This window comes from Gordonia crocea, from assembly GCF_009932435.1.
Lineage (GTDB): Bacteria > Actinomycetota > Actinomycetes > Mycobacteriales > Mycobacteriaceae > Gordonia > Gordonia crocea.
In genome coordinates this window covers 92,202-116,302 of record NZ_BJOU01000017.1, presented here as the reverse complement: position 1 = coordinate 116,302, position 24,101 = coordinate 92,202, and the positions used below count along the sequence as shown (strand labels likewise).

The following is a 24,101-nucleotide window of genomic DNA, read 5'->3' as shown; positions in this document are numbered from 1 at the left end:
AGGACCTTCATGCAGTAGTCCCACGTCGGCCCTCAAATCAGTGCGGTGGCCGCGCGTACGGCATCGTCATCGGCGACGAGGTGCGTCCACCCGTCTGCGGGTGGCGCGATCGACAGGTCCTGGGCCCGGGCGACATCGGCGGTCGCGTCGGAGGCGTCGGGGCCCCGCCCGGCGATGCGGGCGATGCGCTGATCGAGCGGCAGTGCCAGCCAGATCCCGCGCCACTGCGCACCGACCGCGAGGGCCTGCGCACGGATGGCGGCCTGCTCGTCGGCCGTGCCGAACACTGCGTCGGCGATGACGCTCATCCCGTCGGCCAGATCGCGGCCGGCCAGCCGCTCCAATTCTCGGTAGACCAGGGCGCTCATGGACGACGAGTAGGCCGTTGTCGGCAGCCGCGTCAGCGTCGACACCCCGGCGAGGCGTTTGCGCAAGACGTCCGAACGCAGGATCCGGGCGCCGGGGGCGGCGCCACAATCCCCGCCGAGTTTGCGTGCGAGCGTCGACTTCCCGGTCCCCGACCCCCCGCCGATCGCGACGAGCAGCGGCGGCGCCGGTTCGACGACGGTGAGGGCCAATTCCAGGTACCGGCGGGCCGCGCCGGCATCGCCGGCGGCCGCGAGCACGTGGGCCCGGACCGTCGCGCGCACGGCCACCATCAGCGGTAGCAGCCCGAAGCCCGACTCGTCGTCGGGGGAGTCGTCCAGGTAGGCGTTCGCCAGGACGTTGGCCTCGTGGCGCATCCCGCGTCCCCACAGGTCCATCAGGGTGAACGCGAGGTCGTAGAGGACGTCGGCAATCGCGTACTCCGGGTCGAACTCCAGGCAGTCGAACGGGACCGGCACCCCGTCGAGCAACGCGATGTTGTTCAGATGCAGGTCGCCGTGGCCGTGGCGGACGCGACCGGCAGCCGCCCGCTCGTCGAGCAGCGCCGACCGGGCCTCGATGAGCGTGGTCAACCGGTCGGTGAGTTCGTCGGCACGGGCCGGGTCGAGGATCTCGGGATAGCGGGCCATGCTCTCCCGGTTCCCGACCACGACGTCGAGCAGTCGGGCCGCGCCGGCGGTGTCGGCCGACACCTCGGCGTCGTGGTGCAGCGACACTATTTGTCCGGCCAGTGCGGTCATCAGCGAGTCGTCGAGCCGACCGCGGTCGGCGTGGCGGGCCAGCAAGGCGTCGTCGGGGAAGCGGGTCATCTCCAAAACCCAATCCACCGGCTCGCCGGGGCCGTCCAGGATCGCGGTGCCATCCGCGCCGCGGGTGATCGCGTGCACGGCCCGGTACAGGTGCGGCGCGGTGCGGCGGTTGAGGCGCAACTCTTCCTGCAGGGCGTGGCGGCGCCGATCGGCGGTGGAGAAATCCATGTACCGGTAGGCCACCGGCCGCTTCAGTTTCCAGGCCCGGTCGCCGTCGAGGACGATCACCGCGCCGTGGGTGACGATGGTTGTCGCATCGGCTCCGGTGGCGCCCGTCTCGGCCAACAGGGCAATTGGGTCGTGCACGACTGGGTCGCGCGCATCGGGTGCCATGGGGTGAGCCTAGACTGGATGCCGTGAGCAACAAGGAACGACCGCGGCCGAGCTTCTGGGAGTTCATCCCTTACGCCTACGGGCGTCGGACCTATGGCAAGCGCCCGTTGCCGGAGAAGTACCGGAACTGGGTCCGCGAGGACAACGCCGGCCCGGGTGCGACGCGCCGCGTGGTCCTGCGCTACATGTTCCCCGTCGTGCTGATCCTCTCGCCGTTTCTGCTGACCCACAACAGCGTCGGCTGGGGTACGGCCGTCAGCGTCACGCTGCCGATCCTGCTGGGCGCGCTGTACTTCACGTTCGTCTTCGACAAGTACTACCGCCGGGCCACCCTGCGACGCCACGGCTTCGACGAAGCGCTGGCCGACGAGGCCGTGCGCAAGAAGTATGCCGCCGAGCACCTCGACTACGAGCGCCGCCACGGACGCGCCTGACCCCCTCGGCGGCCTGTCGAGGTTCCTCGACCCCGACGGCCGGTCGTACTATCTCGTCCCCCGCGGAATGGGCGACGACGATGTGCGGCGCGCGGTCCGGGCGACCCGCGTGGTCAACGCTGGGCCGGATGCCGACGACGAGCGGCGCATCGCCGCCCGGCAGGAGGCCAACCGGTGGTCCTACGGCCGGTTCCGCCGGCTCGCCGAGGCCAACGGAGTACGGATGGCGACCACGCCCAACGGAATGCTGATCGCGGCCGGGGGCAACGCTGCGGCACGGCTCGGCAGCCACCGCGGCGGCACGACGTGGGGCGATGTCTTCCTGCTCAATGCCGGGCGCCGGGCCGACCCCGCGGCGGTGCTGCGGCTGGCCATCCGCGGTGGCGTCGCGGTCTACGAGTACGGGACCCGCGTCCGTCCCGGCGTTCTGCCGTTGGACCGGCTGCTGTGCCACGAGGAGATCCATGCCCGACAGTGGGCCCGGATGGGGCCGACGCGGTTCCCCGTGGCATATCTGCGCGCCGAGATGGTCGCCGCGGCGACGGGCCGGCCGAACCGGTTCGAGGTCGAGGCCGGGTTGGCCGACGGCGGATATAGTGACCCGCGGGCGTGAGCACGTGAGGGGGAGCCCTCGCCGTGGCGAAGGGAAAACGATGGTGACGGGAGAAACGGTGGCGAAGCACAACGGGTACCGGGCGGGTGCGGCGCTGATGGCGGCGGCCGTCGCGGTCGGGGTGGCGGCCGTCGGGGCGGGGACGGCCGATGCGGCACCCCCGTCGGCATTCCTCGGATCCTGGGACGGTCACGGCCGACAAGTCGTCCTCGCCAAGAACGGATCGGCCACGGTCTCGCTTGCGTCGGGCGCCGCGAATGTCGAGAAGTGGACCGCGAAGTGGGGTCCGGCCGAGGGGCGCGTCGACCTCTCCTTCGTCAAACGCACGGCCCAGCACGGCGACACGGCCGGTTTCGGAGTCGCGCCGGGCAAGCATTGGCTCGGCCGCCTGGTCACCGTGCAGGGGTACACCGTCCTCGAGTTCAACCCGGGGCTGCCGGGCATCTACTGGTGCCGGCCCGACGCCGGCCGGGCCGGGGTGTGCGGCGCCTGAGGGCGTCTCCGTTCAACGCTGGCGCCGCCGAATCGGGGACGGGCGTGGGCTAGGACAGTTCGCGCTTGAGGATCTTGCCCGAGGCGTTGCGCGGGAACTCGTCGAGCACGACGACCGAGCGAGGCACTTTGAAGTTGGCCAGGCTTTCGCGCGCTTGGGCGATGAGGGCGTCGGGGTCGAGCTGTGCGCCGGGCCGGGCGGTGACGAACGCACGGCCGACCTCGCCGAGCCGTTCGTCGGGCACCCCGATGACCGCGGCCTCGGCAACCCCGTCGACGCGGGCGAGGACCTGCTCGACCTCGGCGGGGTAGACGTTGAACCCGCCGCAGATGTACATGTCCTTGAGCCGGTCGGTGATCTGCAGATTGCCGTCGTCGTCGATGGTGCCGACGTCCCCGGTGTGCAGCCAGCCGTCGTCGTCGATGGCCTTGGCGGTGGCGGCCGGGTCGTCGAGGTAGCCGCGCATCACCATCGCGCCGCGGGTGAGGATCTCCCCGGCGCCGTTCGCATCGGGGTTGTCGAGTCGGATCGCCATACCGGGATACGGCCGCCCGCAGGTCGTCGCAATGGTGACCGCGTCGTCGTCGGCGGTGCAGGTGGTGATGAACCCGCTAGTCTCGGTCTGCCCGTAGGCGGTCAACACCGTCTCGACGCCGAGGTCGGACTGCAGTCGCTCGATCAGGACGACCGGCACGACCGTGGCCCCGGTGACGACGAGCCGCAGCGACGACAGGTCGTAGCCGGAGCGCTGCGGACTGTCGAGGATGGTCTGGAAGACCGTCGGCGCGCCGGGGAAGGCGGTGATCCGATGCTCGGCGATCATCCGCATCGCGGACTCGGGGGTGAACACGGCCAGCGGCACCATGGTGGTCCCGAACAGCACGCTGGGCAGGATCCCGGCCTTGTAGCCGAAGGTGTGGAAGTACGGGTTGGCCTGCAGGTAGCGGTCGTCGGGCCCGAGGCCGCCGTTCGAACCCCAGGCATGGGCGCCGGCCAACGAGTGGCGGTGCTCGGCCAGCACGCCCTTGGGGGCGCCGGTGGTTCCCGAGGTGAACAAGATGTCGGACAGGTCGGAGTCGGCGACCGCGTCGGCCCGCGCATCCGCGGGTCCCAGGTCGGTGCCGCGGGTCAGGAACTCTGTCCATGACACCGCCGGGGACGGCAGGGCGCCCGAGCCGTTGAGGTCGATGCCGACGACGGTGCGCCCCCGGCTCACCGGGTGGCCGAGGAGGTCGGCGAGTCGGTTGGTGCCGACAAACTCTTCGACGGTGACGACGACGGCGGCGTCGGCCCGCTCGATGATCTGTGCGGCTTCGCTGATCGTGTAGCGGGTGTTGAGCGGGACCAGCACGGCGCCGGCGTAATGCGTGCCAAGGGCGGCGATCGGCCAGTGGTAGCTGTTGGGCGCCCACACCGCCACGCGGTCACCGGCGGCAACGCCGGATTCGACGAGAGCTGCGGCGAAGACCCGCACCTGGCCGAGCAACTGCTTCCAGGTCAGGGTGATGGGCTCGTCGTGGTCGAGGAGTTCGGTCCACTGCTCGTCGACGATCGCGGTCCGGTCGGGCCAGGCTGCCGCGGCTTGACGCAGGGCTTGCGGGCTGGTTGTTGCGGGCGCCGTCATACATAGAAACCTAGCAAATGCTTGGTAGGTTAAGCTAGGGGTCATGACGTCGATCAACCTGGCCGACCGTGCCGTCGACCTCGGCGAATGGGCGGCCGCGACCCCCGACGCCGACGAGGTCTTCGCCCGCGCCGTGCGCTCGTGGCTCGACGAGAACCTGGTGGGCCGGTTTGCGCAGCTGCGCGGGCGCGGCGGCCCTGGTAGCGAGCACGAATTCTTCACCCAGCGCCTGGAGTGGGACCGCCACCTCGCCGCGGCGGGCTGGACCTGCCTGGGCTGGCCGTCGCGGTACGGGGGCCGCGGCGCGACGATGAGCCAGCGCATCATCTTCCATCGCGAGTACGCCCGCGCCAACGCCCCGGCTCGGGTCAACCACCTCGGCGAGGAACTCCTCGGACCCACGCTGATCGAATTCGGCACACCGGAGCAGAAGGACCGCTTCCTGCCGGGCATCGTCAACGTCACCGAGCTGTGGGCGCAGGGCTACTCCGAGCCCGGGGCCGGTTCCGACCTGGCCGGGGTGTCGACCTCGGCGCGCCTCGCCGGCGACCGGTGGACGATCAACGGCCAGAAGATCTGGACCTCGCTGGCCCACCACTCGCAGTGGGTGTTCGTCCTCGCCCGCTCCGAGCCGGGCTCGCAGCGCCATGCCGGGCTCTCGTTCCTCTTGGTCCCGCTGGACCAGCCGGGCATCACGGTCCGGCCGATCCAACAGCTCACCGGCACCTCGGAATTCAACGAGGTGTTCTTCGACGACGCCGTCACCGACGCCGATCTCATCGTCGGGGAACCCGGCCAGGGCTGGTCGGTGGCGATGGGGCTGCTGCAGTTCGAGCGTGGGGTGTCCACCCTCGGCCAGCAGGTCGGATTCGCCCGTGAACTGGACAACCTGATCGCCGTCGCCAAGGCCAACGGCGCGATCGACAACCCGGAGACCGCGGCCGCGCTCAAGCGGGCCCGGATCGAACTGACCGTGATGCGCGCCCACGCCGCGCGCACCCTCGGTGCCACGCTGTCGGGCACCGCTGCGGTGCGCACCACCCACGGGTTCGACACCACCGCCGGCGACGCCTCGGTCGCCAAGCTGCTGTGGGCCAACTGGCACCGCCGACTCGGCGAACTGGCCATGCAGGTGGTCGGGGCGCCATCCCTCGTCGGGCCGGCCAGCACGTCGGAGGGGGTGCCCAACGACGTGGCCGACCCCGAACACGTCGAACTTGACGAGTGGCAACGACTCTTCCTCTTCACCCGCGCCGACACTATCTATGGCGGCTCGAACGAGGTGCAGCGCAACATCATCGCCGAGCGCGTGCTCGGCCTACCCCGAGAGGCCCGCGCATGACCGACCGTCCCACCTCCCCGCTGGCCACCCCGCCCGACGAGGTCCCCGGCCACAACCTGCTCGCCGGCAAGCAGGTCGTCGTGACCGCGGCGGCCGGCACCGGGATCGGGTTCGCCACCGCCCGTCGGGCCCTCCTCGAGGGCGCCGACGTGTTGGTCTCCGACTTCCACGAGCGCCGCCTCGGCGAAACCGTGACCGCGCTGTCCGGCGAGTTCCCCGACCGCCGCGTCGCCTCCTTCGTCTGCGACGTGTCCAGTACCGAGCAGGTCGACGCCCTCATCGCCTCGGCGGCACAGCAGCTCGGACATATCGACGTGCTGGTCAACAACGCCGGCTTGGGTGGGGAGACCCCGGTCGCCGACATGACCGACGACCAGTGGGACCGAGTCCTCGACATCACCCTGAACAGCTGTTTCCGGGCCACCCGTGCGGCGTTGCGCTACTTTCGCGACACCCCCGGCGCCGGCGTCATCGTCAACAACGCGTCGGTGTTGGGGTGGCGCGCCCAGCGCGGACAGGCCCACTACGCCGCGGCCAAGGCCGGGGTCATGGCCCTGACCCGGTGCTCGGCGGTCGAGGCGGCCGACTACGGCGTGCGCATCAACGCCGTCGCCCCGTCGATCGCGCGCCACCCGTTCCTGGCGAAAGTCACCAGCGACGAGTTGCTCGACGAACTGGCCTCCCGCGAGGCCTTCGGCCGCGCCGCCGAGGTCTGGGAGATCGCCGCCACCATCGCGATGCTCGCCAGCGACTACACCACCTATCTGACCGGAGAGATCGTCTCGATCTCCAGCCAGCGCGCCTGACCCGAACCCCACCTCACCGCCAACCGAGGAGCACCCCATGAGCACACCGCAGGCCTACATCGTCGACGCGATCCGCACCCCCGTCGGGAAACGCAACGGGTCGCTGGCCAAGGTCCATCCCGCCGACCTCGGCGCCCACGTGATCTCGGCGATCGTCGAGCGGACGGGTATTGACCCCGACGTCGTCGACGACGTGGTCTTCGGCTGTGTGGACACCATCGGCCCGCAGGCCGGGAACATCGCGCGCACCGCTTGGCTGACCGCCGGCATGCCGCTGGCCGTGCCCGGGACCACCGTCGACCGCCAGTGTGGGTCGAGCCAGCAGGCCATCCACTTCGCCGCGCAGGCGGTCATGAGCGGTACCCAGGACGTGGTGCTCGCCGGGGGCGTGCAGAACATGAGCGCCATCCCGATCAGCCAGGCGATGATCGCCGGGCAGGAATTCGGCTTCACCACCCCGACCGCGGAATCGCAGGGCTGGCGCCACCGCTTCGGCGACACCGAGATCAGCCAGTTCGTCGGCGCGGACATGATGGCCAAGAAGTGGGACATCAGCCGTCGCGACATGGAGGAGTGGGCGCTGCAATCGCATGAGCGTGCCCGTGCCGCGATCGCCGCCGGCCGGTTCGACAACGAGACCGTCCCCCTGGGCGACTGCATCGTCGACGAGTGCCCGCGCGAGACGTCCCTGGAGAAGATGGCGTCGCTGGACGTGCTGGCCCCGGGGTCGGAGCTGACCGCCGCGGTGGCGTCGCAGATCTGCGACGGCGCCTCGGCCACCCTCGTCGTCTCCGAGAAGGCCCTCGCCGAGTACGGCCTCACCCCGCGGGCGCGCATCCACCACATGTCGGTGCGCGGCGATGACCCGGTGATGATGCTGTCGGCGCCGATCCCGGCGACCGAGTATGCGCTGGGCAAAGCCGGGATGGGCATCGACGACATCGACGTCGTCGAGATCAACGAGGCTTTCGCCCCCGTCGTGCTGGCGTGGCTCAAGGAGACCGGGGCGGATCCGGAACGGGTCAACCGCAACGGCGGCGGCATCGCGCTGGGCCACCCGCTCGGCGCGACCGGGGCCAAGCTGTTCGCGACGTTGCTCAACGAGCTTGAGCGCACCGGTGGCCGCTACGGCCTGCAGACGATGTGCGAGGGCGGCGGCACGGCCAACGTCACCATCATCGAACGCCTCTGACCCGCCGCGGCCCCGGGTTGCCGAGCGCCCCGGGGCTGTGATCGGCGCCACGCACAGGGTAGGATTTTGGAATAGTTCCCCTAATTTGTCTCACCAAAGGGAGTTCCATATGACCAAGCCTGCCGAAGCCGGTGTGCGCACCGGTGACAAGGTGTCCTCCGAAACCCACACCATGGAGGAGCTGCTGGAGATCCAGCGCGCCGCGTTCGTGCGTGACGGGATCCCCGATGCGAAGACGCGCATCGACCGCATCAACCGGCTGCAGGCGCTGCTGTTGGACAACTCCGACGAGATCTGTGAGGCCCTGGACGCCGACTTCGGCACGCGCCCGCGCGAATTGTCCATCGCCGCCGACGTGGCCGGCTGCATGATCGACCTCACCCACCAGCGCCGCAGCGTCGAGAAGTGGATGAAGGAGACCAACGTCGCCAAGCTGCAGGGGCTGCTCGGTTACAAGCAGCGGCTGCGCCACGATCCGCTCGGCGTCGTCGGCATCATGGGGCCCTGGAACTTCCCGCTGCAGCTGACCGTCGTGCCCGCCGGTTCGGCCTTCGCCGCCGGCAACCGGGTGCTGATGCGCCCGTCGTCGGTCACCGCGCGCACCACCGAGGTCATCGCCAAGCACGCGCCGGACTACTTCTCCATCGAAGAGCTGGCGATCATCACGCCCAAGCACGGCGGCGGCTCGGACTTCGCCAAGCTCAAGGTCGACCACATGTTCTTCACCGGCTCGCCCGAGGTGGGTGCCTCGGTGGCCGCGGAAGCCGGCAAGAACCTGGTGCCGGTCACCCTCGAGTTGGGCGGTAAGAACCCGGCGATCGTCGATCCGGACGCCAGCGTCGCCGACGCGGCGAAGTTCCTCGCCGACGCCCGCATGGTCAACGGCGGCCAGGTGTGTCTGTGCCCCGACTACGTGTTCGTGCCCGAGTCGAAGGTCGGCGAGTTCACCGACAAGGTGATCGAGCGGTGGACCGAGAACTTCCCGACGATTCTGCCCAACCGCCAGTACACCTCGACGATCAACGAGAAGAACTACGAGCGCATCGTCGGGCTGATCGACGATGCCGTCGAGCTCGGCGCCACCAAGCGCCAGGTCGTGCCGGCGGGTGAACAACTCCCCGACGCCGAGGCGCGCAAGATCCCGCCGACGCTGCTCACGGGGGTCAAGGCGGGTATGAAGATCGAAGAGGACGAGGTCTTCGGCCCGGTCCTGACCGTCTACCCGTACCGGGATCTCGGGGAGGCGATCGACAAGATCAACTCGGCCGGACACCCGCTGACGCTGTACTGGTACGGCAAGGACAACGCCAACCTCGCCCGCGTCGCCGACAACACGCGCAGCGGGTCCATCAGTGGCAACGACTTCGCGCTGCACCTACTCTCACACGGCCTGCCGTTCGGCGGCGTCGGCCGCTCGGGCATGGGCAACTACCACGGCCACTTCGGCTTCGAGACCTTCAGCCACGCCCGTGCGGTGACCGTGTCGACGATGCCGATCAGCTTTGCCGAGCTGATGAGCGCGCCGTTCACCCCGCGCGACGTGAAGCTGACCGACAGTCAGATGTCGATGTTCCGCCGCTTCCTGAAGGGCTCGATCCGCAAGAACGCCAAGCGGTAACGGCATGGCCGTGTACGGGAGTTCCGACCCGCGGTTCGACCGGGTCCGGACCGCGTTCGGGCGGCTGCTCGACAGCCGGTTCAACGGTGGTGGCGCCCTGTGCGTCTACCACAACGGGACGCCGGTCGTCGACATCTGGGGCGGCACCAAGGACCGCGACGGCAAACGGCCGTGGACCCCGTCGACCGGGTCGCTGCTCTACTCGGCGTCGAAGGGGCTGTCGGCGATCGTCGTGCACCGCTTGGCCGACCGCGGCCTCATCGACTACGACGAGCCGGTCGCGACCTACTGGCCGGAGTTCCGCGGCAGCGACATCACCGTGCGCAAACTGATGCTGCACCGCGGCGGATTGTCGCAACTGCGCGGGATCGCCGACGGCGTCGACGAGTTGCTCGACCACGACCTCATGCAGGCGCGCCTCGCGGCGGCCGACCCCGACCGTTACTTCGGTCGGCCGGCCTACCACGCGTTGACCTTCGGTTGGCTGCTCGGCGGCTTGGCCGGGGCGGTGACCGGTAAGTCGATGCGCGAGTTGTGGGAGTCGGAGTTGGCCGCCCCACTCGGGATCGACGAGTTGTCGCTGGGCGCCCCGTCGGCAGACAGCCGGCTGACCCCGGCGGAACTGGTCGACCCGTTCCGTGTCGGCGGTTCCGGGCTGCGCGATTCGGTCCTCACCGGTATCGGCCGTCTGCCGGACCCGGTGCGGGCCCTGGCGGGCGGGGTCAACGTCGGGCCGGGCAGTGCGACGCTGTTCAAGGCCCAGAACCCGGAGATCTTCGACGCGCAGATGCCCGCCGCGAACGGCATCGCCTCGGCGCGGGCGATGGCCCGCATCTACGCGCCGCTGGCGACCGACGGAACCCTCGACGGGCAGCAGTTCCTCTCCGAGGCGACCGTGGCCTCCTTTGAGGGGCCCCGTCGACGGCGGTTCGACCGGGCGCTGGGCCTGCCGATGTCGTGGAACCACGGGTTCCACCGGGCGCCGATCCCGGTCGCCAAGGGCTTCGGCCACGTCGGGTATAGCGGATGCTTCGGATGGGCCGACCAGACCACGGGCATCTCGGTCGGGTTCGTCCACAACCGGCTGGCCTCGACCGTGGTCGCCGACTTGGGCGTCTTCCTGTGGCTGGTGCCGATGGTCACCCGTGCGGCGGGACGCGGGCAGGCCCGGGTGCCGAGCCTGCCGCCGCTTCCCGTCGCGAGCTAGCGGATCGTCAGCAGGCGATCCAGGTGCGGCGCACCCGGAACGTGCCGAGGTCGGTCACGCCGGTGCGCTTGGTGACGAGCCACCGGCTCGCGCCGACCTCGTGGCCCTCGCTGCCCCAGCGGTAGGTGGTGCCGTCGGGGCGGGTGCCCGTGTTGCAGCTGGAGAACACGCGGTCGACGACGACGCGGTAGGCGCGGCGGGGCTGCAGGCCTTTGAAGACCATGCACCCGCGCGGCGAGGAGTTCAGCGTGCGCTTGGCACCGAAGTCCCAGAAGTTGCGGTTGGTGATGGTCATTGGTCCGACGTAGGGACCGCCACCGAGCCGGGCGCACACGCGCGCCGACGGCGGGCCGGCTGCTTCGGCGGCCGGGGTCGGCGCGGCCACCAGCAAGGTGGCGACGCCGGCGGACAGGGCCAGGATGGCAAACAGACGCTTGACGGTGTTCACGGTGATTTCCCCCTCGTAAAGTGATTTCTCTTCGGATCGTAACAACCAAGCAATTGCTAGGGTGAAAGGCGATCGAGATGTGAGGAGACGTGTGTGGCAACCAAGTCCACAACAGCGGGCGCGACGCGGCGCGAGGAGTTGCTGGGCATCGCCGGGCAGCTCTTTGCCGATCGAGGCCTGCGTTCGACGACGGTGCGCGACATCGCCGACGCGGCGGGAATCCTCTCCGGCAGCCTCTACCACCACTTCGATTCCAAAGAGACGATGGTCGACGAGCTGTTGCGCGGCTTCTTGGACGCGCTTTTCGCGCGGTACCGGGAGATCGCCGCGGCCGGCCTCTCGGCGACCGACACGCTGCGCCAGTTGGTGATCGCGTCGTTCGAGGCGATCGACGCGCGCCACACCGCCGTCGCGATCTATCAGAACGAGGCCCGCCACCTCGCCGGGCAGGACCGGTTCGGCTACATCAACGAACGCAACACCGAGTTCCGCGAACTCTGGGAGTCGGTGCTGCGGCGCGGAGTCGCCGAGGGTGACTTCCGGTCCGACCTCGACGTCGAACTGGTCTACCGCTTCCTGCGCGACACCGTCTGGGTCGCCGTGCGCTGGTACCGCCCCGGGGGCGCGAAGTCGGTCGACGATATTGCCGACCAGTACTTGAGCGTCGTCCTCGACGGTATTCTGCCGCGCTGACGCCCCGGGAGATCGGGACTTAGGGTACCCAAAGGTCCCTTCTCGACGGTGACCATTGGACGATTCGTCGGCGCCGCAAGGTCAATAGCATCGCTGGAAATGCAATCGGCAGGTCACTGCCGGGGAAAGAGGTAGCGATGCGTTTGACCAGGGACGGTGCATGGTCGGAGTCGGTGGCGGTGGTGGCCGCGCTGGCCGATGGGGACAAGTCCGAGGCAGCCGAAATCGTTCGGACGAGTGGGGACCCGGAGCTGGTGACCGAGGGGCTGCTCCACGTCCTGTCCGCACTCATGCGGTTGGCCGGCCCCGAGTCGGGGCGGCTCGTCGAGTTCTGCCGGGCGCGCCCGACGCCCCCGCCGATCCCGGTGCTGCTCTCGCCCAGGTGATTGCGGTGAGGCTCCGTCGCTCCGGCGTCGACGACGCGTGACCGGTGGGTGCGACGCGGGGCGTGGCACCGAAGGCGACGCCGACCGCGGCCATGCTGGTGACCTCCCAGTGTGGGGCGACGTCGAAAGCGTCGGCCACCGCGGAGCGGTCGAATCCGCGGAACTGGTGCACCGACAATCCGAGGGCGGCGGCCTGGACCGTGAGATGGGCGACGGCCTGGCCGAGGTCGTAGCGGCTGAACTCCGAATACTCGAGGTCGCTGTCCTCGACGTGGACCTGCGCCAGGTTGGCGATCAAGACACTCGCGGCCGGAGCCCACGCGCGGGTGCTCCCGGCGAGGCTGTCGACGAGCCGGTCGTGGACCCAGTCACCCCGGTGCCCGACGATGAACGACCACGGTTGCGAGTTGCCCGCCGACGGCGCGGTGCCCGCGGCTTGGAGCAGCAGATCCAGCGATGACGGGTCGAGGACGTGGTCCGGGTCGAACGACGACGCGCTGACGCGATCGGCGAGGAGTGGCAGCAGTTCATCGCGGGAGGTATCCATCGACAACCACAACCCGTCCGGACACGGGTCGATTCCCTGAGCGGATCTAGGCTGGTGCGGTGACGACCGTGCCCGCCGATGTTCCGGCGATCCAGTATTCGTATGTTTGCCAACCCGGCGACGCCGCCCGGTTCACCCGCGCGGTGATATCGCACTGGCTGACCAGCAACCGGGGATTCTGGATCTTCCTCGTGGCGGAGGCGGCCGTCATCGTGGCCGCGGCGGCACTGACCGCGAGTTGGTGGCTGCTCCTGGCCTTTCCCGCACTGGTCGTCATCATCGTCGGGCTGAACTATTGGCAGGCGGCGCGGCGCCACCGTCTCGTCGCGGCTCCCGGCGTCGAGTGGGCCTCCGGCTTTGCTGCCGACTCGTTCCGGGTCATCGACGGCGGCGCCCAAGTCGTCCTCGGCTATTCCCGGGTGGCGTCGGTGGACCGGCTGGACAACGGTTTCCTCGCCGTCAAACTGCGCCCGCGCGGTGCGGTCTTGCTGCCCGTCGAGATCGCGCCCCCGCAGGCCGAGGCAGTGATGCGCGGGGCGCTCACGCGCGAACCGACGCGGTGACGGTGAACTTCGGATTGCGTGCGATCTGGCGGGTGGGTCCGACGATCCGGGTCAACGCGCCGCGATAGCGCAGGTGCGAATTCCACACGCACCACAACTCGCCACCGGGGCGCAGGACCCGGGCGGATTCGGCGAAGAGGTGCTCGGCGATGCCGGTCGCCAACGCCGCGTCGGAATGGAACGGCGGGTTCAAAACCACCACGTCCACCGCCCCGTCGGCGATGCCGTCCGCACCGTCGACCCGCCGTACCGTGACACGGTCGGCCACCCCGTTCGCCGCGGCGGTGGCCTGCGCGGAGGCGACGGCCGCGGCAGACCGATCGGTGGCGAGGACGCGCGCGTCCGGGTGGGCCCGGGCCAACCACGCGGCGATGGTGCCGTTGCCGCAGCCGAGGTCCACGGCGGTGCGCAGGGTGGCGTCGGCGCCGGCCTCGGTAAGGTGCGCCAACAGCAACCGCGTTCCAATGTCCACCCCGGTCCCGGCAAAGACGCCGCCGTGGGCGATGACATCGAGCCCGACGTCGGGGTGCTGCTCGGTCCGCGGCCACGACCGGACACGTCCGGCAGCGGCGTCGCGTTGCGGTCCCCGGGCGAACAGGACGCGTGACTTCTGTCGGGCGTGGCTGACGTCGACGCGGTCGAATACCTCGCGCAACACGTCGTTCATCCGCGGGGTCATGTGCTTGATCCGGCCACCGCCCACCACCACGGCGTCGGGTGCGGCATGGGCGGCGATCATCGCGGCGACTTCGGCGAGTCGGTCCAGCGAGCGCGGCAGCCGCATGACGACCAGCCGCGCGCCGGTGACCAGCTCGGGCGAGAGCGACACGGATTCGAATCCGGCGAACCCGAGGCGGTCGGCATTGGCCGCCAACGCCTGCTCGCCGGTGACGAGGTCCTGGTGGACGCGAATCGTGGCGGTGCCGGGGACCGGGTCGAGCAGACCCAGGGTGAGGGCGCCGTAGGAGTCGTCGATCACCACCACCTCGTCGCGGCGAACAGCAAGGTCGTCGATGAGCACGGCGGTCTCGTCGAGTATCAGCCGGTCGGCCGCGTCGACCGCGACCAGGCCGGGGCCTTCGACGTCGGGGTAGCGGCGCAGATCCACGGGTCCGAGCCTACTTCGGTACCTGGCTACAACTCGGTGTAGCCCAGCCGGTTGCAGAGTCGGTTCTCGATTCGTGAGGCGGGTGGGTGGGGTGGGTCGGCGTGTTTGGAGCCTTTGCCGCCGATGGCGCGGATGTTGCGGATGATGGTGCGGGCGAGGTCGTCGGGGTGGTGGGTGTGGTTGATGCGGGGTCGCCCGGGTGGTCCGTTGTGGTTGCGCAGTCGCCAGGCGACGCGTCCGGGGTGGGGGTCGCTGGTTTGGTAGGTGGTTTCCCATTGGCGGGGTTTGGTGCCGACGGCGCGGTTGTTGGGTCCGCTGGTGGCGGTGAGTTTGTCGATGTCGGTTTGGCCGCCGTCGGCCCAGTCGGGCAGGTGGTGGGCCTGGGTGTGGATAAAGGGGGTGTCGGAGTCGGGGTGGGTGTCGCCGCGGTCACGGGCGAAGAGGGCGAGGCGATGGTTGAAGGTGGCTGATCGCTTGGCACGGCCGTGGTAGAGGATTTCGCGGGTGTGGTCGGCGAAAACGATGAGGGAGGGGTCGAGGCGGGCGGCGAGGTCGACGAGGTCGGCGACGGGGATGAGGGTGCCGGTGGTGGTGAGGGCTTGTCCGCAGCCGGCTTTGAGGTCGGCGATGGTGGCGGTGATGACGAGTTGGCCGGGGATTCTGTTGGGGGTGCCCAGGCCGTGGTGGCCGGCGATGAAGTCGCACATGGCTTCGAGGGCGTCGTGGTTGCGTTGGGTGGGGGTGCGGTGGTCGCGGTGGCGGGCGGCGGTGAGGCGGTCGGCTTGGGTGGGGTCGCTGGGATCGATGGTGGTGACTGCGCCGGTGAGGCGGTCGTGGTCGGTGTCGTCGGGGTTGTTCATGCCGGGGGCGGCCCAGCTGGCCAGGATGAGGTCGAGTTTGGCACGGGCGCTGGGGGTGAGATCGGCGGTCAGGGCTGACATATGGATGCGGTTTTGTGGGCTCAGGGACAGGCGGCGTTGGTTGCGGCGGTCGCGGTCGTCGGCCAGGGTGCCGTCGGGGTCGAGGTATTCCAGCAGGGTGATGCCGGCTCGGCGGAGCTCCCAGGGGGTCAGGGTGCGGGCGAGGTCGGCGAGTTCGGTTTCGGCGCGCTCGACCAGTTCGGGGGACAGTTTCCAGGGCAGGCGGGTCATGACGTCGCGGATTTCGTCGACGTGGGCGCCGCTGATGTGTCCGTCGGCGAGGTGGCCGGCGGTGGTGGGGTATTTCGGGGGCAGGGTTTCGCCGGTGATGGCGGTCAGCCGGCTGATGGTTTCGGCGCGGCGGTAGCGTTTCTTGGCTTCGGTGCGGCCCAGGCGCAGTCCTTTGGCCAGCCACATCAGGGGGCGGGTGAATCCGTCGCGGGCGTAGGCGCAGCGGTCGTTGATTTCGGTGAACAGTTGGGCGTCGATGGCTTCGCTGCGGCAGCGGCTGCGTTCGAGGGTGCGGGCCGCGGCCAGCAGGTCGTCCTCGGTTTCGGCGGCCCAGACCGCGGTGGTCAGTCGGTGTTGGGCGGCCTCGATCAACGCGAGCAACTCCACCGGCGAATCCGGTAACACCGGGGTCGTGTCGGTCATCGGATCCACCTCCCCTGAACTGCCGGAATCGACTATCAGTCGAACTGGTGTTCAGTCTACCAGGTCAATGTGAGCCACGCCACAACAGGGGATCTCGATGCTCGTTGGTTGCGGACCGATCAGTTTCGGCGACCCCGGTGGTCTACCTCTATGACGGCATCGACACGCGGCGCCGCAACCGAAAGGAAGACCGATGCACGACATGATCTTTGTGAACCTGCCCGTCGCCGATCTGCAGCGCTCGCGCGACTTCTTCACCGCACTGGGCTACCACTTCGACGACCGCTTCAGCGACGGCAACGCCGCCGCCCTCGTCCTCGGCGACACCATCGTCTCGATGCTCATGCAGAAGGAGTTCTACTCGACCTTCACCGACTAGACCATCGTCGACGCCACGACCGCCAGCGAAGTCCTCATCAACCTCAGCGCCGGTAGTCGTGACGAGGTCGACGCCATCGTCGACAAGGCGGTCGCCCTGGGGGCGAAGGACGGTCGGACCGACGACCACCGATTCATGTACGGCCGGGATTTCGAGGACCTCGACGGCCACGCGTGGGGCATCATGTGGATGGACCCGGCGGCTGTCGAAGTCGGGCCCGAGGAGTTCATGAAGCAGCAGCAAGGGGCGTGAGGTGACGGACGACGAGCAGGTTTTCGAATCGGCGACCGCGGCGATGCGGGCCGAGCTGCTCGCGCATTGCTACCGCATGCTCGGCTCGGCGACCCGGCCGTCGTCGCCGAGCGCCGCGAAAGCGTGAGCCTCGCAATGGTGGCCGCCATGCAGGAGTTGCCGCCGCGGCAGCGCGCCGCCCTGATCTTGCGCGATATCCTCGCCTTCTCCGCCGCCGAGACGGCCGACCTGCTCGACATGACCGTCCCGGCGGCCAACAGCGCGTTGTCCCGGGCGCGCAAGACGCTGGGCGACGGTGCGATTCCGGAGGGGCGGCGGGCCGCCGAGCTCTCCGCCGACGAGCAGCGCGTGTGGGAGGACTTCTGCTCGGCCTTCGAACGGCACGACATCGACGGGGTGGTCGCGCTGCTGGCCGACGAGGCCGTGTGGGAGATGCCGCCGTTCCCGGGCTGGTACGTCGGGGCCGAACAGATCGGCGACCTCACCCGGATGCAGTGCCCGGCACAGTGCGCCGGCGACATCGTGATGATCCCGACCACCTGCAACGGACTGCCGGCCGCCGGGATGTACATGCGGTCGGCCGGGGCGGACGGCGCCGATGTCTGGCTGCCGTTCCAACTCGATGTGTTGTCGATCGTCGCCGGCAAGGTCGCGCACGTGGGCGCGTTCTTCGATCGGGGATTGTTCGCCTTGGCGGGCTTGCCGGAAGTGGCGACCGGCGCGAATCGGGCGGCAACACCGCTACCCTGACGAGGTGGCCGAAGAGTTTCTGATCGCGCGCAACCCGGAGGAGGGGACCAGCCTCCCGTACTTGTTGCGCCTGCCGGTCGGCGGTGAGGTCGTGGTGCTGAAGGTGCGCGAGACGTGGCCGCGCACGGCCAAGGTCTACTGCCACCGGGTCGTCGAGTGGCCCGAGGATGCCGAGATCGTCGAGGCCTTGCCGATTCGGTCGGTGAGTAAGCGGGGCGCCGCCATCGACTTGGTGCTGGAGCGCGGCAAGGAGAACCGCTCGCAGTTCGTCCTCACCCGGGCGCGCGGGCGGGAAATGGTGTTCTGGCAGTCGCGCAAGGTCGCCAAGCAAGCGCGCCCGAACGTCGCCGTACCGAAGGCGCGGGCTCACGGTCTGGTCCCCGACATCGTCGTCGACACCCGCGAACGGTATGCGTACAAGTTCTCCGAGCAGCAGGCGACGACGGTGAAACGAGCGCTGCCCGTCGGGGATTATGCCGTTTTCGCCGACGACGAGCTGGTGGCGGCGGCCGAGCGCAAGAGCGTCGAGGACCTGGCGTCGAGCCTGCTCTCGGGCAAGCTGACCTACCTGATGGCCGACCTCGCGAACCAACCGCGGGGTGCGGTCATCGTGGACTCCGGTTATTCGGCGCTGTTCAAGCTCGAGCACGTCAACGCGAGCAGCGTCGCGGATTCGGTCGCCGAGGCGCAGGCCCGCTTCCCGTCGGTGCCGATCGTGTTCTGCGAAAACCGGAAGATGGCCCAGGAATGGCTCTACCGATGGTTCGGGGCCTGTCTGCATGAAAGTGCTCTGGCGTCGACGACCTCCGGGATCACCGCCCAACCGGATGAGGCTGTCGAGGACTAGTGCCGATGGTCAGGATCCCGAGCCCTGTCGCAGCGCGGCGAGTTCGGCGAAGACGGCCAGGAGATCGGGGTTGTCCACCGACGCCGGGTTGGCGACCGATCCCGCGTCGGCGCCCTGCAGGATCCGTTTGACCGGCACCTCGAGCTTCTTTCCGGTCTTGGTGTGCGGGATTCCGGGGACCGCGATCACCTCGTCGGGGACGTGGCGGGCAGAGGCGCGTTCGCGGATGCTCGACTTGATGCGCGCGACCAGCTCGTCGTCGAGTTCCACGCCGTGTTCCACGACGACGAACAGCGGCATCCAATAGGAGCCGTCTGGCTGCTCGGCACCGATCACCAAAGACTCGGCGATCCCGTCGACGGCGTCGACCGCCGCGTAGACGTCGGCGCTGCCCATCCGGATGCCGTGGCGGTTGAGCGTGGAATCGGACCGGCCGTGGATGACCACGCTGCCGCGCTCGGTGAGCGTGATCCAGTCGCCCTGGCGCCATGCCGAGCCGTACATCTCGAAGTAGGCGTCGTGGTAGCGCTGCCCGTCGGGGTCGTTCCACAGTTTCACCGGCATGCTCGGCAGCGGCTCGGTCATGACCAGCTCGCCGACCTGACCGGTGGGGACCGAGGTGCCGTCGGGGTCCCACGCCTCGATCGCCGCCCCCAGGCAGCGCACCGACAACTCGCCGGGCCACACCGGCACCGTCGGGGAGCCGGCGATGAAGGCCGAGCAGACGTCGGTGCCGCCCGACAGCGACCACAGCGGCACGTCGGGCAGCTGCTGCGCCTGCCAGCGGTGGACGTCGGGGGACAGGGGTGAGCCGGTCGAGCCCATCGACCGCAGTCGGGCCAGGGTGCGGCTGCCGCTGACCGGGACGACGCCGGCGGTCTGACTCGCCAGCAGGTAGCCGGGACTGGTGCCGAAGAAGGTCGCCTGGTGCCGGTCGACGAGGTCCCACATCGCGGCCGGGTCGGGAAACGACGGCGACCCGTCGTAGCAGATCACCGAGGCCCCGACGGCGAGGGCGGCGATCTGGGCGTTCCACATCATCCAGCTCGGCGAGGTGTACCAGAACAGCCGGTCCCGCGCACCGAGGTCCCAGTGCAGCCCGAGTTGTTTCAGCATTTCGACGAGGATCCCGCCGTGCCCGTGCACCAGCCCCTTGGGCACCCCGGTGGTGCCCGAGGAGAACAGCACCCACAGCGGGTGGTCGAACGGGACGCGCACCGGATCGAGGGCGGCCGGGGCCGCCACCGCGTCGGCCCACGCCATCCCGAGTCCGTCGCCGTCGAACCCCGCGCGCGACAGCACGACGGTGGTCGTGACCGTGGGCAAGCCGTCACGCAGCCGGGCGATGTCCTCGCGGCGGTCGTGCTTGCGCCCGTTGAAGTAGTAGCCGGTGGAGGTGAGCAGCACCTTCGGTGACAGCTGGGCGAAGCGGTCGATCGCCGCGCCGGCCACGTAGTCCTGGCCGACACACGACCAGATCGCGCCGAGCGAGGCGGTGGCGGCGAAGGCGGCGATCGTCTCCGGGACGTGCGGCAGGTACCCGACGACGACGTCGCCGCGGCCCACCCCGGCGGCCTTCAGGGTGGCGGCGAGCGCGCCGGCCTCGTCGCGCAGTCGTTGACGCGTCCAGGTCCGCGCTTCGCCGGTCTCGTCGGTGGCTATCACCGCGATGTCGTCGGGCTCGCCCCGGCTCACCAGGTATTCGCCGAAGTTGACGGTGGCACCGGTGAACCACTGGGCGCCGGGCATCGACGCGTCGGCGAGCACCTCGTCGTACCCGCTCACGCCGTCGAGCCCGAAGTAGTCCCAGAGTGCGCCGTAGAACCCGGGCAGGTCGGTCACCGACCATTCCCACAGGGCCTGGTAGTCGTCGGCACCGTGGCCGACCAGCTGGGCGAAATCGGTGATCCGGGCCGCGGCGATCCGCTCGGCGTCGGGAACCCACAACGGCTGGACAGGCGTGCTCGACATGCGACGATTATGCCCCGCCACACCCTTCAGTTACTAGTGATTAACTGAAATTCTTCAGGGCGTCGATCCGCGCGTGGGCCTGGACCATGATCGATTGGATCAGCTCGTCGCACGAGGGCAGGTCGTCGATCATCCCGACGACCTGTCCCGAGGCCAGGACGCCGGCATCGGTACGGCCCTCGACCAGACCGGCCTTGAGCAGCATCGGGGTGTTGCCGGCCATGATCACCTGCTGCCAGGTCCGCTCGCCCGACTTGCGCATGGTGCGCCCGTCGCGCAGCATCGTCGTCCAGCGCATCCCGGTCATCTGCTTGAACTCGTTGGCGTTGCGCGCCGCGGCGGCCAGCGCCCGGATTCCCGAGCCGCTCTCCAACGCCTCGACGAGCTGTGTGCGCAGCACCCGGTGCGGCATGCCGTCGACCTTCGTCGACACCACCGTGTCGCCCAGGCCGCGCTGCAGGTACTCCTGTTTCACCGAGTCGGGCACCGCGGAATCCGAGGTCAGTAGGAACCGGGTGCCCATCGCGACGCCCTCGGCGCCGTAGGCCAGGGCAGCCACCAGGCCGCGGCCGTCGAAGAAGCCGCCCGCCGCGACGACGGGGATCGACGGCGGCCCGCCCGGCGGTGATGATTCGGCCCGCTCGCCGGCGCTTCCGGCGCCGGAGAGCGCGTCGATCACCGAGGGCAGCAGCAGCGTCGTCGCGACCGGGCCGGTGTGGCCGCCACCCTCGCCGCCCTGGACGATCACCGCGTCGGCACCCCACGAGGCGACCTTCACCGCATGCTTGGCCGCGCCGATCGACGGGATCACGACGATGCCGTGGTCCTTGAGCTTGGCGATCAGCTCGGGCTTGGGTGCCAGCGCGAACGAGGCGACCTTGACGCCCTCGCGGATCAGCAGGTCGATCCGCTCCGGGGCATCGGTGGCGTCGGCGCGCAAATTCACGCCGAACGGCTTGTCGGTGAGTGTTTTGGTCCTGGCGATGGCCGTCTCGAGCTCGGCAAAGGTCATCGTCGCCGAGGCGAGGATGCCCAGTCCGCCGGCGTTGGCGGTCGACGACGTCAGCGCCGGCCCAGACACCCAGCCCATCCCGGTCTGCACGATCGGGTACTTCACCCCGACCAGGTCGGTGAACCGGGTGGACAGCGCGGGGGCGGTCACGACTTCACCTCGCGGTTGCGAACCCCCTTGGGGTCCAGCACCTCTCGGATGATCCGCAGCTGTTCGTCGGTCGGGGTCGCGGTGGTCGGGGCGTCGGCTAGACCGGCGACCTCGAAGGAGGTGTTCTCGGCGACCTCGTCGGCGCCGACCCCCGGGTGCAGCGACAGGGCGCGCATGGTGTGGTCGGGTCCGCCGAAGTCGAAGACGCCGAGGTTGGTGACGATGCGGTGGATGTTCAGGTGGTCATACGCCGGATTCTGCGGGTCGATCTTGTCGAACCCGATGCCGGACACGATGTCGACCTGGTCGACGAACACCCGCGACGAATGGCGGGCCACCCAATAGCTCGTCGGGTGGTTGATCGTGTTGCCCGGCGCGCCGCGCACCCCGAACATCTGACGGGTCGGGTGCTGCAGCGGCCCGAACGCGGACAGGTTCTGGTTGCCGAACCGGTCGATCTGGTTGGCGCCCATCACGACGTGGCGACGGCCCGACGCGACGACGTCGAAGACCTTGCGGAACGGCATCCACCCCTCGATCGGCCCGGTCTTCCCGATCGCCGGGGTGTCGGCGAGGATGAGTGCCTCGCCGTCGGTGATGAGCAGGTCGGGTTCGGTGGTCAGGCGCGCCAACCGGGCGCCGATCAGCGGCGTCGGCGCCATCGGGGAGGCCATGATCTCGCCGGCCCCGGTGAAGATGTCCGCGCAGGACGTCACGCAGTACTCGGCGCGGGTGATGTCGGTTTGATTCGACCCGCTCACGGTGTTCCCGGCGTCGGTTTGATTCGACCCGCTCACGGTGTTCCCGGCGTCGTTGGTGCTCATTGGTTGTCCTCCTGCTCGGCCTGCCACTTGGCGACCTCGTCCTGGTAGGTCTGTTCGTCGACGTCGAGGAAGCGGGCCTTGAAGGCCGCCCACGTCGCCTCGTCGCCGGCGGATTCGACGTAGAACCGCTGGAAGGCCTCGTCGCGCCCGTACGAGCCGCTGAAGGTGAAGTGCGCGCCGTTGGGGGTGTGGACGACCCGGTCGACGTTCATCCGGTTGACCACCAGCCGTTCGCGCTCCACGGAGCCGACGAGTTCCTCGGTGGTGACCAGCTCGTCGGTCTCGAGGTAGCGTCGGTCGGCGGCGGCGAGGTAGAGGTCGTCGAAGTACGGGTCGACCCCGGTGTACGCCGCGTTGCCGTGGACATCGGCCCGGTCGAGGTGCACGAAGGCGGCGTCGAGGCGCAGCGCGGGCATCGCGATCAGCGTTTGGGTGCGCCCGTCGGGGTCCGGACGCCGGGAACTGTGCGAGCGGGTCCAATCCTCGGGGTAGGGGGAGACGACGGTTTTGAGCTCGCCCTCCCAGAAGGCCGGGACGTCGGAGCCCAGGCCGGCGCGGATCGGCAGGAACGGCAGCCGGGCCGCGGCGGCCTCGAGGCCGCACTTGACCATGCCCTCGTCCATCTCGCGCGCGGTGATCGTGCCGGTGGTGCGCGCCTTGGCGAACCAGGGGTCGTAGAACGGGGCCGAGTCCAGCGACACGAACCCGTAGTAGGCCTTGGTGACCTTCCCGGCCTCGCACAGCAGGCCGAGGTCGGCGCCGCCGTAGGTGACCACGGTCAGGTCCGTCACCGACGAGCGCGCCAGCGCCCGCACCAGGGCCATCGGCTTGCGCCGCGATCCCCAGCCGCCGATGCCGATGGTCATCCCGTCGGACAGTTCGGCGATCACCTCGTCGAGTGTCGACGTCTTGTCGGTCGCCATTACTTCGTTCCCTTCTGGCCCTCGGCGACGAAGGCGTCGCGGTGTTCGTCGGCGACGCCGGCGAGGTTCAGTTCATAGGTGTAGCGCTGCTCGAGCAGGTAGCTGTTCTTCACGTCGACCGGGTCGATGCCGTTGATCGCGGCCTTGGCGCGACGGATGACGCGGGTGTCCTTGGTGGCGATCATGCGGGCGACGTCGAGCGCCGCGTCGAGCAGTTCCTCGCGCGGCACCACCCGGTACACCGAGCCGAACTGGTGCAACTGTTGGGCGGTCGCGTTCTGCGCGGTGTAGTACAGCGTCCGCATCATGTGCTGGGGCATGAGGCGGGCAAGATGGGTGGCGGCGCCGAGCGCGCCGCGGTCCACCTCGGGCAGGCCGAAGACCGCGTCGTCGGAGGCCACGATGACGTCGGCGTTGCCGACCAGGCCGATGCCCCCGCCGACGCAGAAGCCGTTCACCGCCACGATGACCGGGACGGCGCAGTCGTAGACGGCGGAGAAGGCGGCCGCGCAACCCTGGTTCGCCGCGATCAGCGCGTCGAAGCCGGTGGTGGCCTGCATCTCCTTGATGTCGACGCCCGCATTGAAGCCGCGCCCCTCGGCCCGCAGGATCACCGCGTGGGTCGATTCGTCGGCCCCCGCGGCAAGGATGGTGTCGGCCAGCTCGAACCAGGCGGCGCTCGGCAGTGCGTTGACCGGCGGGAAGTCGACGGTGACGGTGACGATGCCGGCGTCGCCGGTCCCCGGTTCACCGCGGGTGGTCGTGATGGGCACGAGAAGCTCCTCGTCGTTGCGGCGGGTGGTCGCAGAAAGTGAA

At 69.5% G+C, this 24,101-nt stretch carries 25 protein-coding genes; 14 read left to right on the top strand and 11 right to left on the bottom strand.

From position 1 onward, the window contains the following. Positions 1-32: 32 nt before the first annotated feature. A complete protein-coding gene (locus nbrcactino_RS15780; protein WP_161928433.1) occupies positions 33-1,529 on the bottom strand; it encodes a bifunctional aminoglycoside phosphotransferase/ATP-binding protein in 1,497 nt (498 codons plus the stop codon). Positions 1,530-1,552: 23 nt separating this feature from the next. Here nbrcactino_RS15780 and nbrcactino_RS15775 point away from each other — a divergent pair, with 23 nt between their 5' ends. The 3 genes from nbrcactino_RS15775 to nbrcactino_RS15765 all read left to right on the top strand — a co-directional run bounded on the left by nbrcactino_RS15775 (position 1,553) and on the right by nbrcactino_RS15765 (position 3,069). Next, complete coding sequence (locus tag nbrcactino_RS15775) at positions 1,553-1,963, top strand: DUF5313 family protein (RefSeq protein ID WP_161928432.1); 411 nt, start codon at positions 1,553-1,555, stop codon at positions 1,961-1,963. 67 nt (positions 1,964-2,030) lie between these two features. Beyond that, on the top strand, positions 2,031-2,576 hold the full coding sequence (locus nbrcactino_RS15770; RefSeq protein WP_161928431.1) for a hypothetical protein: 546 nt from the start codon (positions 2,031-2,033) through the stop codon (positions 2,574-2,576). 40 nt (positions 2,577-2,616) lie between these two features. Then, the gene (locus tag nbrcactino_RS15765) at positions 2,617-3,069 is read left to right on the top strand and encodes a hypothetical protein (RefSeq protein ID WP_161928430.1); all 453 of its coding nucleotides are present in this window, start codon (positions 2,617-2,619) and stop codon (positions 3,067-3,069) included. A 49-nt stretch (positions 3,070-3,118) separates the two neighbouring features. On the opposite strand, the gene nbrcactino_RS15760 is transcribed toward nbrcactino_RS15765, so the two are convergent. Further along, the gene (locus nbrcactino_RS15760) at positions 3,119-4,693 is read right to left on the bottom strand and encodes a FadD3 family acyl-CoA ligase (RefSeq protein WP_161928429.1); all 1,575 of its coding nucleotides are present in this window, start codon (positions 4,691-4,693) and stop codon (positions 3,119-3,121) included. A 43-nt stretch (positions 4,694-4,736) separates the two neighbouring features. Between nbrcactino_RS15760 and nbrcactino_RS15755 the strand changes: the two genes are divergently transcribed. The 5 genes from nbrcactino_RS15755 (at position 4,737) to nbrcactino_RS15735 (ending at position 10,858) form a co-directional block, all read left to right on the top strand. Then, entirely contained in the window at positions 4,737-6,035 is a 1,299-nt protein-coding gene (locus nbrcactino_RS15755) for an acyl-CoA dehydrogenase family protein (protein ID WP_161928428.1), read from the top strand. Further along, positions 6,032-6,841 (top strand): SDR family oxidoreductase, encoded by an 810-nt coding sequence (locus nbrcactino_RS15750; protein ID WP_161928427.1) that lies wholly within the window; start codon positions 6,032-6,034, stop codon positions 6,839-6,841. Before nbrcactino_RS15755 ends, nbrcactino_RS15750 begins: the two co-directional genes overlap by 4 nt. Before the next feature lie 37 nt (positions 6,842-6,878). Then, a complete protein-coding gene (locus nbrcactino_RS15745; RefSeq protein ID WP_161928426.1) occupies positions 6,879-8,033 on the top strand; it encodes an acetyl-CoA C-acetyltransferase in 1,155 nt (384 codons plus the stop codon). Positions 8,034-8,142: 109 nt separating this feature from the next. Then, positions 8,143-9,651: an aldehyde dehydrogenase family protein gene (locus nbrcactino_RS15740; RefSeq protein ID WP_161928425.1), complete on the top strand. Its 1,509-nt coding sequence runs from the start codon at positions 8,143-8,145 to the stop codon at positions 9,649-9,651. Positions 9,652-9,655: 4 nt separating this feature from the next. Next, a complete protein-coding gene (locus nbrcactino_RS15735) occupies positions 9,656-10,858 on the top strand; it encodes a serine hydrolase domain-containing protein (protein ID WP_161928424.1) in 1,203 nt (400 codons plus the stop codon). A 7-nt stretch (positions 10,859-10,865) separates the two neighbouring features. Here nbrcactino_RS15735 and nbrcactino_RS15730 read toward each other — a convergent pair whose 3' ends face one another. Beyond that, positions 10,866-11,306, bottom strand: a complete 441-nt coding sequence (locus tag nbrcactino_RS15730; RefSeq protein WP_161928423.1) for a hypothetical protein — start codon at positions 11,304-11,306, stop codon at positions 10,866-10,868. Positions 11,307-11,399: 93 nt separating this feature from the next. On the opposite strand from nbrcactino_RS15730, the gene nbrcactino_RS15725 reads away from it, so the two are divergent. Continuing rightward, positions 11,400-11,999: a TetR-type transcription factor C-terminal domain-containing protein gene (locus nbrcactino_RS15725; protein ID WP_161928422.1), complete on the top strand. Its 600-nt coding sequence runs from the start codon at positions 11,400-11,402 to the stop codon at positions 11,997-11,999. A gap of 288 nt (positions 12,000-12,287) precedes the next feature. On the opposite strand, the gene nbrcactino_RS15720 is transcribed toward nbrcactino_RS15725, so the two are convergent. Continuing rightward, positions 12,288-12,932 carry a nitroreductase family protein gene (locus nbrcactino_RS15720; RefSeq protein ID WP_161928421.1) on the bottom strand — a complete coding sequence of 215 codons (645 nt, stop codon included), beginning with the start codon at positions 12,930-12,932 and terminating at the stop codon, positions 12,288-12,290. Positions 12,933-12,991: 59 nt separating this feature from the next. On the opposite strand from nbrcactino_RS15720, the gene nbrcactino_RS15715 reads away from it, so the two are divergent. Further along, complete coding sequence (locus nbrcactino_RS15715) at positions 12,992-13,495, top strand: hypothetical protein (RefSeq protein WP_161928420.1); 504 nt, start codon at positions 12,992-12,994, stop codon at positions 13,493-13,495. Here the strand turns inward: nbrcactino_RS15715 and nbrcactino_RS15710 are convergent. Then, positions 13,473-14,603, bottom strand: coding sequence for a class I SAM-dependent methyltransferase (locus tag nbrcactino_RS15710; RefSeq protein ID WP_161928419.1), 1,131 nt, complete (start codon positions 14,601-14,603; stop codon positions 13,473-13,475). The genes nbrcactino_RS15715 and nbrcactino_RS15710 overlap by 23 nt on opposite strands. A gap of 26 nt (positions 14,604-14,629) precedes the next feature. After that, positions 14,630-16,177 (bottom strand): HNH endonuclease signature motif containing protein, encoded by a 1,548-nt coding sequence (locus nbrcactino_RS15705; RefSeq protein ID WP_161928418.1) that lies wholly within the window; start codon positions 16,175-16,177, stop codon positions 14,630-14,632. A 193-nt stretch (positions 16,178-16,370) separates the two neighbouring features. Here nbrcactino_RS15705 and nbrcactino_RS18440 point away from each other — a divergent pair, with 193 nt between their 5' ends. The 4 genes from nbrcactino_RS18440 to nbrcactino_RS15690 all read left to right on the top strand — a co-directional run bounded on the left by nbrcactino_RS18440 (position 16,371) and on the right by nbrcactino_RS15690 (position 18,405). After that, positions 16,371-16,556: a VOC family protein gene (locus tag nbrcactino_RS18440; RefSeq protein WP_308470347.1), complete on the top strand. Its 186-nt coding sequence runs from the start codon at positions 16,371-16,373 to the stop codon at positions 16,554-16,556. 253 nt (positions 16,557-16,809) lie between these two features. Continuing rightward, positions 16,810-16,935: a hypothetical protein gene (locus nbrcactino_RS18395; RefSeq protein WP_267130411.1), complete on the top strand. Its 126-nt coding sequence runs from the start codon at positions 16,810-16,812 to the stop codon at positions 16,933-16,935. Continuing rightward, positions 16,932-17,558, top strand: coding sequence for a sigma factor-like helix-turn-helix DNA-binding protein (locus nbrcactino_RS15695; protein ID WP_228460964.1), 627 nt, complete (start codon positions 16,932-16,934; stop codon positions 17,556-17,558). The genes nbrcactino_RS18395 and nbrcactino_RS15695 overlap by 4 nt, the downstream gene beginning before the upstream one ends. Before the next feature lie 4 nt (positions 17,559-17,562). After that, positions 17,563-18,405, top strand: coding sequence for an ERCC4 domain-containing protein (locus nbrcactino_RS15690; protein ID WP_161928417.1), 843 nt, complete (start codon positions 17,563-17,565; stop codon positions 18,403-18,405). A gap of 9 nt (positions 18,406-18,414) precedes the next feature. Here nbrcactino_RS15690 and nbrcactino_RS15685 read toward each other — a convergent pair whose 3' ends face one another. Genes nbrcactino_RS15685 through nbrcactino_RS15665 form a run of 5 tightly spaced genes read right to left on the bottom strand, consistent with a single transcriptional unit; the run spans position 18,415 to position 24,058 of the window. Next, entirely contained in the window at positions 18,415-20,376 is a 1,962-nt protein-coding gene (locus tag nbrcactino_RS15685; RefSeq protein WP_161928416.1) for an acetoacetate--CoA ligase, read from the bottom strand. 40 nt (positions 20,377-20,416) lie between these two features. Continuing rightward, entirely contained in the window at positions 20,417-21,538 is a 1,122-nt protein-coding gene (locus nbrcactino_RS15680) for an NAD(P)H-dependent flavin oxidoreductase (RefSeq protein WP_161928415.1), read from the bottom strand. Beyond that, entirely contained in the window at positions 21,535-22,362 is an 828-nt protein-coding gene (locus nbrcactino_RS15675) for a CoA-transferase subunit beta (protein ID WP_228460962.1), read from the bottom strand. The genes nbrcactino_RS15680 and nbrcactino_RS15675 overlap by 4 nt, the downstream gene beginning before the upstream one ends. After that, entirely contained in the window at positions 22,359-23,285 is a 927-nt protein-coding gene (locus tag nbrcactino_RS15670; protein ID WP_161928414.1) for a CoA transferase subunit A, read from the bottom strand. Before nbrcactino_RS15670 ends, nbrcactino_RS15675 begins: the two co-directional genes overlap by 4 nt. Then, the gene (locus tag nbrcactino_RS15665) at positions 23,285-24,058 is read right to left on the bottom strand and encodes an enoyl-CoA hydratase family protein (protein WP_161928413.1); all 774 of its coding nucleotides are present in this window, start codon (positions 24,056-24,058) and stop codon (positions 23,285-23,287) included. The genes nbrcactino_RS15670 and nbrcactino_RS15665 overlap by 1 nt, the downstream gene beginning before the upstream one ends. Positions 24,059-24,101: the final 43 nt, after the last annotated feature.

Coding starts and splice junctions, on each gene's coding strand:
- nbrcactino_RS15720 (WP_161928421.1), bottom strand. CDS start 12,932: ATGGATACCTCCCGCGATGAACTGCTGCCACTCCTCGCCGATCGCGTC.
- nbrcactino_RS15670 (WP_161928414.1), bottom strand. CDS start 23,285: ATGGCGACCGACAAGACGTCGACACTCGACGAGGTGATCGCCGAACTG.
- nbrcactino_RS15750 (WP_161928427.1), top strand. CDS start 6,032: ATGACCGACCGTCCCACCTCCCCGCTGGCCACCCCGCCCGACGAGGTC.
- nbrcactino_RS15770 (WP_161928431.1), top strand. CDS start 2,031: ATGGGCGACGACGATGTGCGGCGCGCGGTCCGGGCGACCCGCGTGGTC.
- nbrcactino_RS18440 (WP_308470347.1), top strand. CDS start 16,371: ATGCACGACATGATCTTTGTGAACCTGCCCGTCGCCGATCTGCAGCGC.
- nbrcactino_RS15755 (WP_161928428.1), top strand. CDS start 4,737: ATGACGTCGATCAACCTGGCCGACCGTGCCGTCGACCTCGGCGAATGG.
- nbrcactino_RS15740 (WP_161928425.1), top strand. CDS start 8,143: ATGACCAAGCCTGCCGAAGCCGGTGTGCGCACCGGTGACAAGGTGTCC.
- nbrcactino_RS15765 (WP_161928430.1), top strand. CDS start 2,617: ATGGTGACGGGAGAAACGGTGGCGAAGCACAACGGGTACCGGGCGGGT.
- nbrcactino_RS15705 (WP_161928418.1), bottom strand. CDS start 16,177: ATGACCGACACGACCCCGGTGTTACCGGATTCGCCGGTGGAGTTGCTC.
- nbrcactino_RS15780 (WP_161928433.1), bottom strand. CDS start 1,529: ATGGCACCCGATGCGCGCGACCCAGTCGTGCACGACCCAATTGCCCTG.
- nbrcactino_RS15675 (WP_228460962.1), bottom strand. CDS start 22,362: ATGAGCACCAACGACGCCGGGAACACCGTGAGCGGGTCGAATCAAACC.
- nbrcactino_RS15685 (WP_161928416.1), bottom strand. CDS start 20,376: ATGTCGAGCACGCCTGTCCAGCCGTTGTGGGTTCCCGACGCCGAGCGG.
- nbrcactino_RS15735 (WP_161928424.1), top strand. CDS start 9,656: ATGGCCGTGTACGGGAGTTCCGACCCGCGGTTCGACCGGGTCCGGACC.
- nbrcactino_RS15745 (WP_161928426.1), top strand. CDS start 6,879: ATGAGCACACCGCAGGCCTACATCGTCGACGCGATCCGCACCCCCGTC.
- nbrcactino_RS15760 (WP_161928429.1), bottom strand. CDS start 4,693: ATGACGGCGCCCGCAACAACCAGCCCGCAAGCCCTGCGTCAAGCCGCG.